This window comes from Gordonia sp. JH63, from assembly GCF_009856645.1.
Classification (GTDB): Bacteria; Actinomycetota; Actinomycetes; order Mycobacteriales; family Mycobacteriaceae; genus Gordonia; species Gordonia hongkongensis.
In genome coordinates this window covers 3,295,292-3,310,813 of record NZ_CP047235.1, presented here as the reverse complement: position 1 = coordinate 3,310,813, position 15,522 = coordinate 3,295,292, and the positions used below count along the sequence as shown (strand labels likewise).

Annotated in this window: 14 protein-coding genes and 1 riboswitch; of the genes, 7 read left to right on the top strand and 7 right to left on the bottom strand. The window is 68.1% G+C overall.

Translation table 11 applies throughout. The annotated features are described in order from the left end of the window. Positions 1 to 80 precede the first annotated feature (80 nt). From GR168_RS14695 to GR168_RS14680, 4 genes are all read right to left on the bottom strand, one after another. Positions 81 to 1,703: a cytochrome bc complex cytochrome b subunit gene (locus GR168_RS14695; protein WP_065630049.1), complete on the bottom strand. Its 1,623-nt coding sequence runs from the start codon at positions 1,701 to 1,703 to the stop codon at positions 81 to 83. Beyond that, complete coding sequence (locus GR168_RS14690) at positions 1,700 to 2,857, bottom strand: ubiquinol-cytochrome c reductase iron-sulfur subunit (protein ID WP_065630048.1); 1,158 nt, start codon at positions 2,855 to 2,857, stop codon at positions 1,700 to 1,702. The genes GR168_RS14695 and GR168_RS14690 overlap by 4 nt, the downstream gene beginning before the upstream one ends. Next, on the bottom strand, positions 2,854 to 3,750 hold the full coding sequence (locus GR168_RS14685; RefSeq protein WP_065630047.1) for a cytochrome c: 897 nt from the start codon (positions 3,748 to 3,750) through the stop codon (positions 2,854 to 2,856). Before GR168_RS14685 ends, GR168_RS14690 begins: the two co-directional genes overlap by 4 nt. A 74-nt stretch (positions 3,751 to 3,824) precedes the next feature. After that, a complete protein-coding gene (locus GR168_RS14680; RefSeq protein ID WP_065630046.1) occupies positions 3,825 to 4,436 on the bottom strand; it encodes a heme-copper oxidase subunit III in 612 nt (203 codons plus the stop codon). Between the two features lie 153 nt (positions 4,437 to 4,589). Here GR168_RS14680 and GR168_RS14675 point away from each other — a divergent pair, with 153 nt between their 5' ends. Beyond that, positions 4,590 to 5,075, top strand: coding sequence for a hypothetical protein (locus GR168_RS14675; protein WP_137808473.1), 486 nt, complete (start codon positions 4,590 to 4,592; stop codon positions 5,073 to 5,075). 21 nt (positions 5,076 to 5,096) lie between these two features. Then, on the top strand, positions 5,097 to 6,167 hold the full coding sequence (gene trpD, locus GR168_RS14670; RefSeq protein WP_058253074.1) for an anthranilate phosphoribosyltransferase: 1,071 nt from the start codon (positions 5,097 to 5,099) through the stop codon (positions 6,165 to 6,167). A gap of 46 nt (positions 6,168 to 6,213) precedes the next feature. On the opposite strand, the gene GR168_RS14665 is transcribed toward trpD, so the two are convergent. Together GR168_RS14665 and GR168_RS14660 are read right to left on the bottom strand one after the other, a co-directional pair. Beyond that, positions 6,214 to 6,492, bottom strand: a complete 279-nt coding sequence (locus tag GR168_RS14665) for an Lrp/AsnC ligand binding domain-containing protein (RefSeq protein WP_058253073.1) — start codon at positions 6,490 to 6,492, stop codon at positions 6,214 to 6,216. Between the two features lie 26 nt (positions 6,493 to 6,518). Further along, complete coding sequence (locus GR168_RS14660) at positions 6,519 to 8,321, bottom strand: DEDD exonuclease domain-containing protein (RefSeq protein WP_068972089.1); 1,803 nt, start codon at positions 8,319 to 8,321, stop codon at positions 6,519 to 6,521. 275 nt (positions 8,322 to 8,596) lie between these two features. Between GR168_RS14660 and GR168_RS14655 the strand changes: the two genes are divergently transcribed. The 5 genes from GR168_RS14655 (at position 8,597) to GR168_RS14635 (ending at position 13,667) form a co-directional block, all read left to right on the top strand. Further along, positions 8,597 to 8,827, top strand: coding sequence for a hypothetical protein (locus tag GR168_RS14655; protein ID WP_231742564.1), 231 nt, complete (start codon positions 8,597 to 8,599; stop codon positions 8,825 to 8,827). Positions 8,828 to 8,934: 107 nt separating this feature from the next. Further along, a riboswitch (cyclic di-AMP (ydaO/yuaA leader) is annotated at positions 8,935 to 9,166 on the top strand. 16 nt (positions 9,167 to 9,182) lie between these two features. Next, the gene (locus tag GR168_RS14650) at positions 9,183 to 9,869 is read left to right on the top strand and encodes a C40 family peptidase (protein ID WP_068972088.1); all 687 of its coding nucleotides are present in this window, start codon (positions 9,183 to 9,185) and stop codon (positions 9,867 to 9,869) included. Positions 9,870 to 10,099: 230 nt separating this feature from the next. After that, positions 10,100 to 11,137 carry an NlpC/P60 family protein gene (locus tag GR168_RS14645; protein ID WP_068972099.1) on the top strand — a complete coding sequence of 346 codons (1,038 nt, stop codon included), beginning with the start codon at positions 10,100 to 10,102 and terminating at the stop codon, positions 11,135 to 11,137. 8 nt (positions 11,138 to 11,145) lie between these two features. After that, positions 11,146 to 12,543 (top strand): hypothetical protein, encoded by a 1,398-nt coding sequence (locus GR168_RS14640; protein ID WP_159371061.1) that lies wholly within the window; start codon positions 11,146 to 11,148, stop codon positions 12,541 to 12,543. Then, positions 12,543 to 13,667: a glycosyltransferase family 4 protein gene (locus GR168_RS14635; protein WP_065630042.1), complete on the top strand. Its 1,125-nt coding sequence runs from the start codon at positions 12,543 to 12,545 to the stop codon at positions 13,665 to 13,667. Before GR168_RS14640 ends, GR168_RS14635 begins: the two co-directional genes overlap by 1 nt. A 25-nt stretch (positions 13,668 to 13,692) precedes the next feature. Here the strand turns inward: GR168_RS14635 and GR168_RS14630 are convergent, their stop codons facing one another. After that, positions 13,693 to 15,501, bottom strand: a complete 1,809-nt coding sequence (locus tag GR168_RS14630; RefSeq protein WP_159371060.1) for a long-chain fatty acid--CoA ligase — start codon at positions 15,499 to 15,501, stop codon at positions 13,693 to 13,695. Positions 15,502 to 15,522 lie beyond the last annotated feature (21 nt).

Here is a 15,522-nt window from a genome sequence, read left to right as displayed (position 1 = left end):
CACTGCGCACAACGAACCGCGGGCCGTCGCGCACCAGATGGTGCTCGACGGCCCGCGGTGGGTCGTGCGACCTCGTGTGACTACTCGCCGAAGGGGTTGCCGCCCTTGGCCTGCAGCTCGCGGAGGGCCTTCCGCTCGCCGGCCTCGATCTCGTGCTCGAGTTCGACGTTGCGCAGCTGCTCCTCCGGCGGATCCGCCGTGAGGATCGAACCCGTACCCGGGGCACCGGCGGAGCCGAGCTTGTTCATCCGCTTGGGCAGTGCCGCACCCTCGTAGGGGAGCGGGATCGGGTGACCATGGCTGTCGACCGGGCCGAGCGGCTGGTGGATCTCGATGTACTCACCCTGCGGCAGCCGCTTGATGATGCCGGTCTCGATGCCGTGTGCCAGTACCTCGCGGTCACTGCGCTGCAACGAGAGCGCCCAGCGGTAGGCGATGAAGTAGACCAGCGGCGGCAGGACGATCAGACCGATACGCCCGATCCACGTGGTCGCGTTCAGCGAGATGTGGAACTTGAACGCGATGATGTCGTTCATACATGCGATCGTCAGCAGGATGTAGAACGAGACCGCCATGGAGCCGATCGCCGTCCGCACCGGGGTGTCGCGGGGACGCTGCAGCAGGTTGTGGTGCGCATCGTCGCCGGTGAGCTTCTTCTCGATCCACGGGTAGGCGAACATCAGGCCGAAGATGATGGTCATGATCAGCACGACCCAGTTCGACATCGGCACCGTGTAGTTGCCCAGGTAGAGCTCCCACGCGGGGAACAGACGTATCAGACCGTCGGTCCACATCATGTAGATGTCAGGCTGAGATCCGGCCGACACCTGTGCCGGGTTGTACGGACCGATGTTCCAGACCGGGTTGATCTGGAAGACGCCCGACATGATCGCCAGCACGCCGGTGACGAAGGCGAACATCGCGCCGGCCTTGGCAGCGAAGACCGGCATGATGCGGACGCCGACGACGTTCTTCTCGGTGCGGCCGGGGCCGGGGAACTGCGTGTGCTTCTGGTACCAGACCAGCGCGAGGTGTGCGCCGATCAGAGCCAGGATGATGCCCGGGAAGAGCAGGATGTGCAGCACGTAGAGGCGCGGGATGATGATGACGCCGGGGAAGTCGCCGCCGAACAGTGCCCAGTGGATCCAGGTGCCGACGACCGGGATACCGAGGACGATGCCACTCATGGCGGCGCGGACGCCGGTGCCCGACAGGAGGTCGTCGGGGAGCGAGTAACCGAAGAAGCCCTCGAACATCGCCAGGATCAGCAGGAGACAACCGATGATCCAGTTGGCCTCACGCGGACGTCGGAACGCACCGGTGAAGAAGATGCGCATCATGTGGATGATGATCGACGCGGCGAACAGCAGAGCCGCCCAGTGGTGGATCTGACGGACGAAGAGACCGCCGCGCACCTCGAACGAGATGTTCAGCGTCGTCTCGTACGCCTTGGTCATCATCACGCCGTTCAGCGGCTGGTAGGCGCCGTCGTACACCACGCGCGTCATCGACGGATCGAAGAACAGCGACAGGTAGACGCCTGACACCAGCAGGATGATGAAGCTGTACAGCGCGATCTCACCCAGCATGAAGGACCAGTGGGTGGGGAAGACCTTGTTGATCTGGCGACGCATGCCCGCGGCGAGGTGATACCGCGAGTCCACTTCTTCGGCTTGAGTGCCGAGGCGTTCGGCGATGCTCATGACTTACGCTCCCAGAATGCCGGACCGACGGGCTCGATGAAGTCGCCTGCGGCAACGAGGTAGCCCTCGTTGTTCACCGTGATCGGCAGCTGTGCCAGCGCACGTGCGGCCGGTCCGAAGATGGGCTTGGCGTACTCGAGCGCATCGAACTGCGACTGATGGCAGGGACACAGGATGCGGTTGCTCCGCTGCTCGTAGAGCGAGGCGGGGCAGCCGAGGTGGCTGCAGACCTTGGTGTAGGCGAAGTAGTCACCGTAGTTGAAGCTCTCCTGACCCTTGCGCTTGACCGCACGGGCCGCATCCTCGGGACGCAGACGGATGAGCATGACGGGGTTGCGGACCTGGTGCAGGCCCTCCTCCAGCAGATGGCGGGAGTGCTCGGACTCGCCGAACCCGTCCGAACGACGCCACGGGAACACGGTTTCCATACCGCCGGCGTCGAGATCTTCCGGCCGGACCAGGGCGACCTGGAACGGGTTGCCGGTGTCACGCCGCAGGTAGATGGTCTCGTTGGGCGCTTCCGGCGGGTTGTAGATCGGCGACCATCCCGAATGCCACAGCGGCGAGTCGGGGCCCTCGGCCCACGGGTTCTTGATGAAGCCACCGAGGAAGGCGACGAGTCCGGTGACCGCGAAGGCGCCGAGACCGAAACCGGCGGAGCCGATGATCATCTTGCGACGACCCAGGGTGGACGTGGCGCCGGTGTCCTGGAGCAGACCGACGATCGTCTTCTTGTCGACCTCGGTCGATCCACCGTCGTGACGATCCTGAACCGAGATCTCGGCCGGGATGAACTTCTTGGTGATGAGGATCAGCGCGACGCCGATGGCGAACACCGACAGGCCGAACGTCACGCCGAGGAGCGGCGTGTTGAACGTGTACCACCAGTAGTTCGGATCGTCCGGGAGGGCGAATTCCCAATGGTTGAACAGGAAGATGCCGAGGCACGCGAGGGCGGACACGCCGGCCACGGTGAACCAGATGGCCACCTGGCGCTCGGCCCGCTTCTCGACCTTGGTGCCCGGCACCGTGTAACGCTCGGACCGGTGGATGATCTCGACGCCGTCGAGATTGGTACCGAGTTTGACGAGCTCATCGGTGCTCATCTGTTCGAGTTCGTCCCGCGACGGGACGTCTTTGTCGTTCGCGCTCATGCTCGAGATCCCATCCACATGGCGCCGGCGACGATGGCGATGACGCCGACGAACCACATGACCATGCCTTCACTGACCGGGCCGAAACCGCCGATTCCGAGTCCGCCGCTGGGCTTTGCCTCACTCACGTACTTGACGTAGGCGATCACGTCCCGCTTCTCTTCCGGATCGAGCTGACGATTCGAGAACTTGGGCATGTTCTGCGGACCGGTCAGCATCGCGGTGTAGATCTGCGCCTCGTTGACCCCGTCGAGGTTCGGCGCGAACTTGCCCGACGACAGTGCGCCACCACGGCCGGTGAAGTTGTGGCAGGAAGCGCAGTTCAATCGGAACAGCTCACTGCCGCGTCCGATGCTGTCGCCGCGCAGCGACTCCTGCGCGACGGTGCCGTCGGCATTGCGCGGCGCCTGCGGCCCGCCACCCTCGGCCTGGATGTAGGCGCCGAGCTGGTCGATCTGCTCGGTGGTGAACTTGGCCGGCTTGCGCTGGGCCTGCGCCTCACCACGCGCTGCCGGCATACGTCCGGTCGACACCTGGAAGTACACGGCGGCGTCGCCGACGCCGAGAAGTGCGGGACCGCGCTCGGGCACGCCCTGGAGGTTCGCGCCATGGCAGGTGATGCACGAGGTCTCGTAGAGCTTGCGACCGTCGTCGATCATCGCGGCGTTGCTCTCGTCGGCGACCGCGACCTGCGGCTCGGGGGTCAACACCGAGGCGAGCACACCCGCCATGACGAGGCCGGCCAGCAGCACGATGGTGCCGCCTGCGCGCCGACGGAGCTTGCGTCGTGCTTTGGCGCGGCGGCCGGCGTCGCGTGCAGAGGAGCGTCGGGCCGAGGCATCGGGTCCGACCTCGGTGCCGCTATCCGACGGACGCGGTGGAGATGAACTCATCTGTGACTCTCTACTAAGCGGGACGGACTGTTGTTAGATCGAGCTGCGCTCGGTCGTGCTGGAGCGGGCCGGCGTCATCGGATGAAGTAGATCGTGACGAACAGCCCGATCCACACGATGTCGACGAAATGCCAGTAGTAGGAGACGACGATGGCCGCGGTTGCCTGCGCCGGCGTGAACTTCGACAGCTTGGTCCGGATGAGCAGATACACGAACGCGATCAGACCGCCGATCACGTGGAGGCCGTGGAACCCGGTCGTCATGTAGAAGACCGAGCCGTACGCATCCGACGCGAGGGTCGTGCCGTGGCCGACCAGCACGGTGTACTCGTACGCCTGCCCGATCACGAAGATCGTTCCCATGATGAGGGTGATGACGTACCAGCGGCGGAGGCCGAAGACGTCACCGCGCTCAGCGGCGAAGACACCCATCTGGCACGTCACCGACGACAGGATGAGAATCGTCGTCACCGGGATGGCGAGGGCGAGATTCAGCTCGGTCGGTGGCGGCGGCCAGCCGACCGCGGAGTTGGCACGGGCGACGAAATACATCGCGAAGAGGCCAGCGAAGAACATGAGCTCACTGGACAGCCACACGATCGTGCCGACGCTGACCATGTTGGGCCGGTTCAGCGAGTGCACGCGCGAGGTGATGGCTGTTCCTGAGGTACCTACAGCGCTTGTCACAAGTGAAGTATGACGGTTCGTAGTAAGCCGTGGCCACCCGGGTCGGAAATTGCCTCCGACTATTTCTCTCGTCGCAGGTCCGGGCGCGAATCGGGTGATCCTCGGCGTGTCCGGGAAGGGCGTGGCGGACGCCCGGCTCGCTACCGTGTGTTCATGTCCAGTTCGGCGCCGCCCGGCCCCCGTGATCTCAACGGCCGAGTCGTCGAGCAGGGTCGCCTGGCGCGGCTCCGCTCACGGCTGCGCCCGCGTGCCGGCGTCGGCCCGCTGACGCTGCACGAGCAGGTGCAGGTGGTGGCGCGGTCCGACGACGACGCCATCGCGAGTTCGGTGGCGCTCGACGCGTCGTCGTGGCGAGCCGCGGACGAGGTGATTCTCCGGCACGTCGTCGAGGTGCCCCCCGCCCGGCGGGCCGATGCGGCCGCGGTGGCGGCGCTCGACGGCTACGAGTCCGTCGACGACGAACGCTGGGGGCCGAGGCCGGCGCCACGCGACGACCGGCTCGTGGTCCTGGTCCTGGCGCGGGTCCAGATGCTCGACGCGATGCATCTGTCGCAGGAACGGTCCCGGATGGCGAGCCTCGGTTCGCGGCACGGCGGATTCGCACGCGAGTGGGCCGTCCTCCAGCGTCCGCCGCTCTGAACACGAATATGCTGACTCCCCGTGAGCACCGCACAATCTGACTTCAGCTGGCCGCAGATCCTCGGCAAGATCATCGATCGCCTCGACCTCAGCGCCGACGAGGCGGCGTGGGCGATGAACGAGATCATGACCGACAGTGCGACCGGAGCCCAGATCGCCGCGTTCGGTGTCGGCGTGAAGATGAAGGGTGCCGCACCGGCCGAGCTCCTCGGGTTGTCGCGCGCGATGCTCGACCACGCGACGCTCGTGGACGTCACTCGCCCGGCCGTCGACGTCGTGGGGACCGGCGGCGACCGATCGCACACGGTGAACATCTCCACTATGACGTCGATCGTCATCGCCGCGTCGGGCGTCGCGGTGGTCAAGCACGGCAACCGTGCGGCGTCGTCGAAGAGCGGCGGTGCCGATGTGCTGGAAGCGCTCGGCGTCGACATCTCCCTCGACGCCGCCGCGGTCGCGCAGTGCGTGGCAGAACTCGGGATCGGCTTCTGCTTCGCGCCGGTGTTCCATCCGGCGTTCCGCTTCACCGGTCCGCCGCGCAAGGAGATCGGCATCCCGACGGTCTTCAACGTGCTGGGGCCGCTGACCAATCCGGCGACACCCAGCCGGGGGCTGATCGGCTGCGCCTTCGCGGACCTCGCGCCGGTTCTGGCGCGGGCCTTCGCCGAGCGCGGCGGCTCCGCGCTGGTGGTCCGCGGCGACGACGGTCTCGACGAACTGACGACCACCACCACGTCGACGGTGTGGCAGGTTGTCGCCGGGCAGGTGAACGAACTCACCGTCGACCCGACGGATCTGGGGATCGCGCGCGTGGAACTCTCCGCCCTGCAGGGGGGAGACGCGACGGTCAACGCCGCGATCGCCCGCGAGTTGCTGGCCGGGACCACGGGCCCGGTCCGGGACGCGGTGCTGCTGAACTCGGCCGGCGCCATCGTCGCGTTCGAGCAGGAGGCCCCGATGAGCTCGGCGGAACTGACCGATGCCCTCGGCGCCGCGAAGGAGCGGGCGGCCGATGCGATCGACAACGGTGCCGCCGCCGACCTGCTGCAGCGGTGGGCCGAGCTCAGCGGCCGGCTCGCCGCGCCCGCCTGACGGTCACGCTGCCCCGAAATCCTTGTGGGGCTCAGTGTTCGGCGGGTCAGTTCTCGCCGATGGAGAAACCGCCCTCGACGTCGGAGCTGGAGTAGCTGCGGAACGCGATGTGTGTCGCGCTCTTGAGAACCCCGGGTAGCCGGTTGATCTGGCCGGTGACGACCGTCGCGATCTGTTCGTGGTCACGGACCCGGATCTTCGCGATCAGATCGACGTCGCCCGCACAGGAGTACACCTCTTCGACCCCGGGGATGTCGGCGACGGCCTGGGCGGTCTCCGGGATCCGGTGGATGTCGGCCTGGATGAGCACGATGGCGGTGATCATGTCGCCAGCCTAGTGGTGCGTGGCCCTCAGCTCGCCTGCCGTGTGCGAGAGTCGGCGACGGGTCTGGCCGCACGTGCGTCGTGCGCCGACTGCGACCAGCCGAGCCGGCGTTCGGCGGAGCCGGCGGGCAGGGCGACCGGCTCACTCGTCGACACGATGCGCGCGCCCGGTTCGGTCATCCAGCGGTACACGAGGCCGACCTCCTCGGCCGGCGCGCCCCGCAGCGGACCGGGGCCCGGTAACACGGTCTCCGCGGCCGCGACGAGCGCGTCGACGACGGGCATGGGCGAGACTCCGCGTCGAGCGCGCCCGGCGGCGGCGAGCCGTCCGTACCGGATGACCGCGAACTGCCAGCCGCGTTCACCGTCGGGCCGGGCGACCACGATCTCGGCGATCGCGCACAGCGCGGCCAGTCGCTGGCAGCGGGCGAGGGCGTCGATCGTGAGCGCGAGACGGTCCCGATGCCGCGCCGCGGTCTCGAACATGTGCGCCTTGGCGAGGTCGGCGAGACGCGCGGTGAGGCCGTCGAGGAGTTCGTCGGCCTCACCCCGCATGAGCCGGCGGGCCGCGGTGACCCGGGGAGAGTAGTCCGGCACCGTCTGCGGCTGCGCCGTGGCCGCCCGGCAGGACCCCGGCCGCCGCCTCCCATCGGCCTCGGGACACCAGTGGTAGCCCGTCGCGCCGAGCCGTGTCGTGCACGTGCGCAGACCGGCGGCCGCCGAGATCACGTCGGCGACGGTCGCCGCGTTGTTGCGGTTGCCCACCGGGCCGATCGACTCGTCGGTGGGTGTTCGGCTGACCTTGAGCCGGGGGAAGCGTTCCTCGGTCAGGGTCACCCACCAACCCTTGTGCGGCTGGGTCGATCGTCGGTTGTACGCCGGTGCGTGCGCGCCGAGGAGCCGGAGTTCGCGGACGGCGGCCTCCAGGGCGTGGGAACACTCCACGACGTCGACCCGCTGGGCGAGGAGCACCATCTCCGCGATGCGGCGGCGCGGGTCGTTGCCACTGAAGTACGACCGGACCCGGCGGCGGAGGTCCACCGCGGTGCCCACGTAGAGGACCTCGTTCGACGGGCCGCGGAACAGGTACACCCCGGGCCGGGCCGGGACATGGTCGGCGAGTGCGCGTTTGGCGCGCAGGCGCGGGTTGGTCTTCGGGAGATACGACGTCAGGTCGCCGACGGTCGCGATGCCCTGATTGCCGACGCGCTCGAGGAGCCGGTGGAAGACCTCCACCGTGGCGCGCGCATCGTCGAGCGCCCGGTGGGTGGGCCGCACGGAGACGTCGAACAGGTCGGCGAGCGCGCTGAGCTTGACCGTCGGCGCCTCGTCACGGCTGAGGATGCGCCGGGCCATGGTCACCGTGCACAGGCTGAGGCTGAACGTCCACGGCAGGTGGAGCCGGATCGCGTTCTGCCGAAGGAAACCCATGTCGAAACGAGCGTTGTGGGCCACCAGGATCGAGCCGCGGGCGAACTCGAAGAACGACGGCAGCACCGACTCGATCCGGGGGGCGTCGGTCAGCATCGCGGTGGTGATGCCGGTGAGGGTCACGATCTGCGGGGGGATCGGCCGGCCGGGGTCGACCAGCGTGGCGAACTCGCCGACCACCTCGCCGCCGCGGATCTTGACCGCGCCGATCTCGGTGATCCGGTCGCGGACCGGGTCGGACCCGGTGGTCTCGAGGTCGACGACGACGAGGGTCGTCTCGAAGAGCGACCGGTCGCTGAACTCGTTCGACGTCTCACCCGTGGCCCCCTGGTCGGCGGCCTCCAGGTCGGCGAAGGTGAGCTGCCCCGCGGGCGAGCCGTCCACGCTGGTCTGCGTCACCCGGCGAACACTAGTTCGATCCACCGACATCGCGACCGCGACGCTCCGACATCGTGTCGTGTGACCCGTGTGACTGCTGTGTCGATCGCTGTTCGACGGACTTGTCGGTGGGCGCCCCTAGTCTCCACCTGGACGTGAGAAATGCGGTCTTCTCACGGTCACAACGACCCGTAACGGGGCCGACGCGGCCCACCCTCGCCAAATGAGATGGAGATCACATTATGTACGTCGATTGTGCGCGCTGCCCGGCTCGTCCCGTCGCTTGCGACGGGTGCATGATGACAGTGCTGTTTGGTGGCCCGAGCTGGGACGATATGCCGCACGAAGGTGGAGTTTCGGTAACGGCGGCCACCTCGGACGCGGATGCCGAACTGGACCTCGCCATCGACGTTCTGCAGGCTGCTGCAATGGTGACCAGCGGCGCTGCACGATCTGCAAGATCAGCCAAAACCGCAGTTCAGGCGCCGGATCGACGCGCTTCTGTGACCGTCCTCAGGGCAGGCTGAGAAGCGGCCGAGGTTTGGCTGTCTGTCGCTTGGTGGACAGAGCGCATCCGATTTCGTAACCTTTCTGAGACCTTTGCGGAGCGTCCCGCTTCAACAGAAGTGGTCCGCAGTAGTCACCGCTCAATCGCCCTCGCGGGCGAACCGGGGAACCACAACCTTCGGACGGGCTCGTCGGAGCGCATCACCACTGATGCGACTCGGTCGAAACCGATCCGAATCGGGGTGAATCGCGTTGCCATGCATGAGTGTCCAGTGGATACCTCATGCGCGAAAACGTGTAGGGCCACTCTTCCGGCCCGAACCCGACAGCTAACTCGGTCGGCGGTAGAGGAAGATCTGAAGGAGAACTCGCTTCGTGGCCAAACATCGTTTGGAACAGCCCAATCGTGGCAGCACGGTCGCCAAGAAGGCGGTGATCGCTGGATCGATCACACTCGGTTCGCTCGCCGCAGCCGCCGGCCCTGCTCTCGCCGCCCCGGTCCACACCCCGCTGGGCACTTTCGAGATCCCGGCCCTGCCCGGCGCGAAGGCCCCGGAGGCCAAGCCCGCGCCTGAGGCCACGCCGGTGAAGAAGTCGCCCGCCGCCACGGTCGAGATCCCCAACCTGGGGCAGTTCACCGTGCCGGGTATCGCGCCGGAGCAGATCCCGCAGCAGTTCCGCCCGCAGGGTGGCGGCGCGCCCCTGGGCCAGCCGCAGCTGACCGCCGGTCAGAAGGCGGTAAAGGCCGCCGAGAGCAAGATCGGTGCGCCGTACTCCTACGGCTCCGCCGGCCCCAACGCATTCGACTGCTCGGGCCTCGTCTACTGGTCCTACAAGCAGGCCGGCAAGAACATCCCGCGCGACAGCTACGGCCAGCTCGGCGGCGGACGCGCGGTGTCGTACTCCGAGGCCAAGCCCGGCGACGTCATGATCTTCAACGGTGGCGGCCACGCCGGCATCTACGTCGGCAACGGTCAGTTCGTCCACTCGTCCAACTACGGCACGCCGGTCAAGCGCGACGCCGTCAAGGAGTGGACCCTGACGGGCATCCGTCGGTACTGACGACAACTGAACACGAACAGACTGAGCACGAAGGTCTCTGGACGGGCGGATCGCGTGGATTGCGATCCGCCCGAACCAGTCCCGGGGGCCGGTCGGCCGCCTAGGGTGGTCGACGGGACGCGGGGTACGGGTGCAGGGGCCCGGGATGCTCAGGGATCGACGAGCACACACGAGGGAGTGAGTAGACCGTGCTGATCGGGGAGGGGCGTGGTCGCGCGACGCGACCGAGGATGCGTTCGGGTCCGCTGATGGTGGCGCTCTGTGTCCTGTCGGCGTTCGCCGTGCTGGCACCGACCGTCGCCGGCGGGGTCGGGGACGCCCGTGCGGTGCCCGCGCGCTCGGCCGATCAACTGCTCGACCGCTACAAGCAACTGGGCATCGACGCGGAGAAGACCACCGAGGCGATGCACAACGCCAAGATCGAGTACGACAAGCAGCGCGGCATCGTGGCGGCGGCCAAGAAAGCCGCGGCCGAGGCGCAGCAGACGCTGGACACCAGCCGCGCCCAGCTCGCCGTGCACCAGAACCGAGTCGACGCGATCGTCCGCGCCAGCTATCAGGGCGCGCGGGTCAGCGGGCTGTACGCCGTGATGGTCAGCGACTCCCCGCAGGCGCTCCTGGACCAGATGTCGGGTCTCGACATGATCTCGCGTCAGGCGTCGGTGGACCTGACCGCGATCAAGAAGGTGCGGGCCAGGACCGCCATCGCGAAGAAGGATGCCGAGCGCACGGCGGTGGCCGCCTCCGAGGCGGTCTCCCGCGCCGAACGGGTCCGTGGTGACCTCCAGACGAAGCAAGCCGACCTGCAGCTCCAGGCGATCCAGATCCGGTCGATCTACAAGTCGATGACCGGCAAGCAGTTGGCGGCTCTGCGCGGTCCGACCTTCGACTTCGATCCGCGACTGGTGCCCAAGGGCACCGCCGCCGGACTGATCGCCACTCACGCCGCGCTCACCCGGATCGGCGACCCCTATGTGTGGGGCGCCACCGGACCGAATTCGTTCGACTGCTCGGGACTCATGGTGTGGGCGTTCCGGCAGGCCGGCAAGACCATCCCGCGATCGAGTCAGGCGCAGATGGCCGGCGGTCAGCCGGTCGAGAAGAATGACCTCAAGCCCGGTGACCTGGTCATCTACTATCCCGATGCCCATCACGTCGGTATGTACGTCGGTGACGGCTATGTCATCCACGCCTCGACCTTCGGTGTGCCGGTCAAGGTCGAGCCGCTCGACGAGGCCGGACCGTACAACTCTGCCCGCCGGTTCTAGTTCCACCGGTGACCTCACCGCGCGGGCGCGCCGGCCCCGTCTCGGCCGTGGTCGTTCTGGTTTTCGCAGTCGCCACCGCGTGCGGCACGGTCGATGTGCCCGGCGGGCCCGGTTCGTCCGCCGCGCCCGTGTCGTCGAGCACCGCGGTCAACGTCTACGAGCGTGATCGAGCGGCGGGCGTGACGCGGTTGCTCGACGCGCTCACCGAAGCGGTGCGTTCCGGGGATGTGCGGGCGATCGGCACCCTCGTCGACACCGCTGCCACCCCGGCGTTCAAGGACAGATTCGTCACGGCCGCCGCGGGTTTCGCGCCCAGCCGGTTCACGCCGCGGAACGGTCGCAGCGGCACCCTGCGGTTCGCACGGTTCGGTTATCAGCTTGCGCCCACCGAAGAGGCGGAGGTGCTCGTACCCGGTGAGTTGCAGGAGCTCCTCGATGCCGCGGGGAGTTCGGACTCGTGGGTCGCTCCGGTGGAGTTGCGCTATGCGCTCGGCGGCGAGGGGGTCCCGGGAGTCGACGAGGCCGAGGTGGTCGTCGGCACCCAGTTCGTGGTCGCCCGCTACGGCGAGGCCTGGCGCCTCGTCGGAGACGCCACGGCCCTGGGAGGAGAATCCGCACCCACTCAGATGTGGGAGCTGCCCGGACTCCAGGTGGCCGACACCGCCACCGCAGGCGGCACGTCGGTGGTCGCCTCGTATCCCCGAACGTCTTCGACGGTGGCGACGCTGCAGCGGGAGCTGCCCGGGGCGGTGGATGCCGTCAGTGACTTCTGGGGCGACGATTGGGATCGCCGCGCCGTCGTGGTCGCCACGGCGACCGACGACGAGTTCGCCGCACTCGTACCCGAGGGCCGAGCGGCGACCGGGACCGCGGCGGCCGCGACCGTGTTCAGCAGCCTCGACCTGGTCCAGCGCACCGCGACCGGACAGCGCATCATCCTGACCCCGGCGGCCCGGGAACTCGCCGCACCGACGCTCGCGGTGGTTCTCCGGCACGAGTTGACCCATGTCGCGGCCCGCGTTCACACCGCGCTCGACGCGCCGCTCTGGATCACCGAGGGCGTGGCCGAATTCGTCGGGCGCAACGGGACTTATACGAGGATCGCGGATGCCGCACCCGACCTGATCGCGTCCGTGCGTGCCGGTCGAGTTCCGACCGGGCCACCCGCCGACACCGACTTCGCGATGGACGGTCAGACTTCACAGGTGGCTTATCAGAGTGCGTGGTCGCTGGCCGCCTACGTCGCCGATCGATTCGACGAGGCGCGGCTGAAGAAGATGTACATGGGGGTCGCGGCGTCGGCCCTGCCCGCGGCGCAGGACACGGCGATCGCCTCGAGTGTCGGGCTGACGCGTGCCGAACTGGTCGCGGGGTGGCAGCGGTGGCTCGAAGTGCAGGCCCGTTGATGTCTCGAACGTTGTTGCTCACCAACGACTTTCCGCCCCGTCCGGGCGGGATCCAGTCCTACCTGCAGAATCTGGTGGACCTGCTGCCGCCGGAGGACGTGGTCGTCTACGCGCCGCGCTGGCGTGGTGACTCGCACGAGAAGTTCGACGCGGCCGCCCCGTATCGGGTGTACCGGCACCCGACGACGCTCATGCTCCCCACCCCGTTCGTGGCGCGGCGTGCCGCGGAGATCGTGCGCCGCGAACAGATCTCGACGGTGTGGTTCGGCGCGGCCGCACCGCTGGCCGTGCTGGCGCCGGCGATGCGTCGCGCGGGCGCCCAGCGGATCATCGCCAGCACGCACGGTCACGAGGTCGGGTGGTCGATGCTGCCGGGCGCGCGGCAGGTGCTCGGGCACATCGGCCGCCACACCGATGTGATCACCTTCGTCAGCCGATACACCCGCGGCCGGTTCGCGTCGGCCTTCGGCGCCCGCGCGGCCCTGGAACACCTGCCCCCCGGCGTCGACACCGAGCGGTTCGCCCCGGATTCGGTGCTGCGACAGCGGTTTCGCGAACATCTCGACCTCGGGGAGCGTCCGACGATCCTCTGCCTGTCGCGGCTGGTGCCCCGTAAGGGCCAGGATGTGTTGATCCGCGCCCTGCCGCTGATCCGACGCACCATCCCCGACGCGACGCTGGTCATCGTGGGCGGTGGTCCCTACGGGAAGACCCTGCGCGACCTCGCGGCCGACACGGGCGTGGCCGACCATGTGATCTTCACCGGCTCGGTGCCCGCCGACGACCTCGCGGCGTACCACAACATCGCGGACGTCTTCGCGATGCCGTCCCGGACGAGGGGACGCGGGCTGGACGTCGAAGGCCTGGGGATCGTCTACCTGGAGGCATCGGCGTCGGGCGTGCCCGTGGTCGCCGGGTTGTCCGGTGGGGCGCCGGAGACCATCGAGGAAGGGGTCACCGGCACGGCCGTCGACGGCACCGATGTCGACGCGGTCGCCCTGGCGATCCTGGCGATCCTCGGTGATCGCGCGGCCGCGGCCGAGATGGGCCGGGCCGGACGGCGTTACGTCGTCGAGAACTGGCAGTGGAGCCAGATGGCGGCCCGCCTGCGCCAGTTGCTCTGAGGATCAACCGGCGCCGGCGGGGAGCTCACCGCTGGTAGATCGCCTCGATGTCGCCGGCGAACTTCTCCACGACGACGTTGCGCTTGACCTTGAGGGTCGGCGTCATCTCGCCGGTCTCCTCCGTGAAGTCGGTCGGCAGGATGCGGAACTTCTTGATGGCCTCTGAATGTGACACCGTCTTGTTGGCGAGGTCGACAGCCGACTGGACCTCGGCGCGCAGGTCGGCGTCGTCGGCGAGGTCCGCGACCGTCGCCATTGCCGGCTTGCCGGTGCGCTCCTTCCACGCCGGAAACGCCTCCGGATCGATCGTGATCAGGGCGGCCACAAACGGTTTCGCGTCACCGACGACGGTGGCCTGCGAGATCAGGGCGTTGGCGCGGATGACGTCCTCGAGTCCGGCGGGGGAGACGTTCTTGCCGCCCGCGGTCACGATCAGTTCCTTCTTGCGGCCGGTGATGGTGATGAAGCCGTCGGCGTCGACGGTGCCGAGGTCGCCGGTATGGAACCAGCCGTCGACGACCGCGGATGCGGTCGCCTCGGGGTTCTGCCAGTACTCGGTGAAGACGACCCCGCCGCGCAACAGCACCTCACCATCGTCACCGATCCGAACGGCATTGCCCGACAACGGTTTTCCGACACTGCCGATCTTCGACGCCGACGGCGTGTTCACGCTGAACGCGGCCGTGGTCTCGGTGAGGCCGTAACCCTCGTACACCGGCACGCCGACGCCGGAGAAGAAATGGCCCAGCCGGGCGCCGAGCGGCGCGCCGCCGGAGATCGCCATCTGGCACTCGCCGCCGAGGGCGGCCCGGAGCTTCTTGTAGACGAGCGCGTCGAAGACGCCGTGCTTGACCTTCAGCGCGAGACCGACCTGCCCCTTCTCCTTCGCCTTCGAGTACGCGATCGCGGTCTCGGACGCGGCGTCGAAGATCTTGCCCTTGCCGCCGTCGTGGGCCTTCTGGCGGGCGGTGTTGTAGACCTTCTCGAACACGCGCGGCACGGACAGGATGAGCGACGGTTTGAAGACGGCGAATTCGTCGACGAGGTTCGGGATGTCGCTGGTGTGCCCGACTTCGGCGCCGGCCTCGATCGCGACGAGAGTGATGGCGCGCGCGAGGACGTGGGCGAGGGGCAGGAACATCAGCAGACGCTTCTCGTCGCGGGCGATGACCTGATCGAGGAGGTCGCCGGCGAGGACCGCCCGCACCTCCGACAGCATGTTGGCGTGGGTGAGTTCGCAGCCCTTGGGGCGGCCGGTGGTCCCCGAGGTGTAGATCAGCGTCGCCGGGTCGGCGGCCTTGACGGTGGCCCGGCGGGCCGCGACCTCGTCGTCGTGGACGTCGGCACCGGCGGCGACGAGCTCGCCGACGGCACCCGGCCCGTCGGTGCGGTCGATCTGGAAGACGGTCACCGGCGTGGTCAGGGAGTCGATGGACTCGAACTCGGCGCGATGTCCGTCGTCCTCCAGGACGATCGCGACCGCACCGGAATCCTGCATGATCCATTCGATCTGGCCGGCGGAGGACGAATCGTAGATGGGCACGGTGATCGCGCCCGCGGACCAGATCGCGAAGTCGAAGAGATTCCACTCGAGGCGGGTGCGCGACAGCAGCGCAACCCGGTCCCCGGGGTTGACGCCGGAGGCGATCAGGCCCTTGGCGATGGCGGAGATGCGGGAGGCGGCCTCGGCGGCGGTGACCGGCTCCCACCGGTCGCCCTGCTTGTGGCGGAACACGATGTGCTGCGGTGACCGCTGCGCCAGGCCGAAGATGATGTTCGTGCAGTTCTCGTCGTCGCCGATCGAGAACTTCGCGGGCACGCTGTACTCGCCCATCGTGGTTACCCTCCAGTAGAC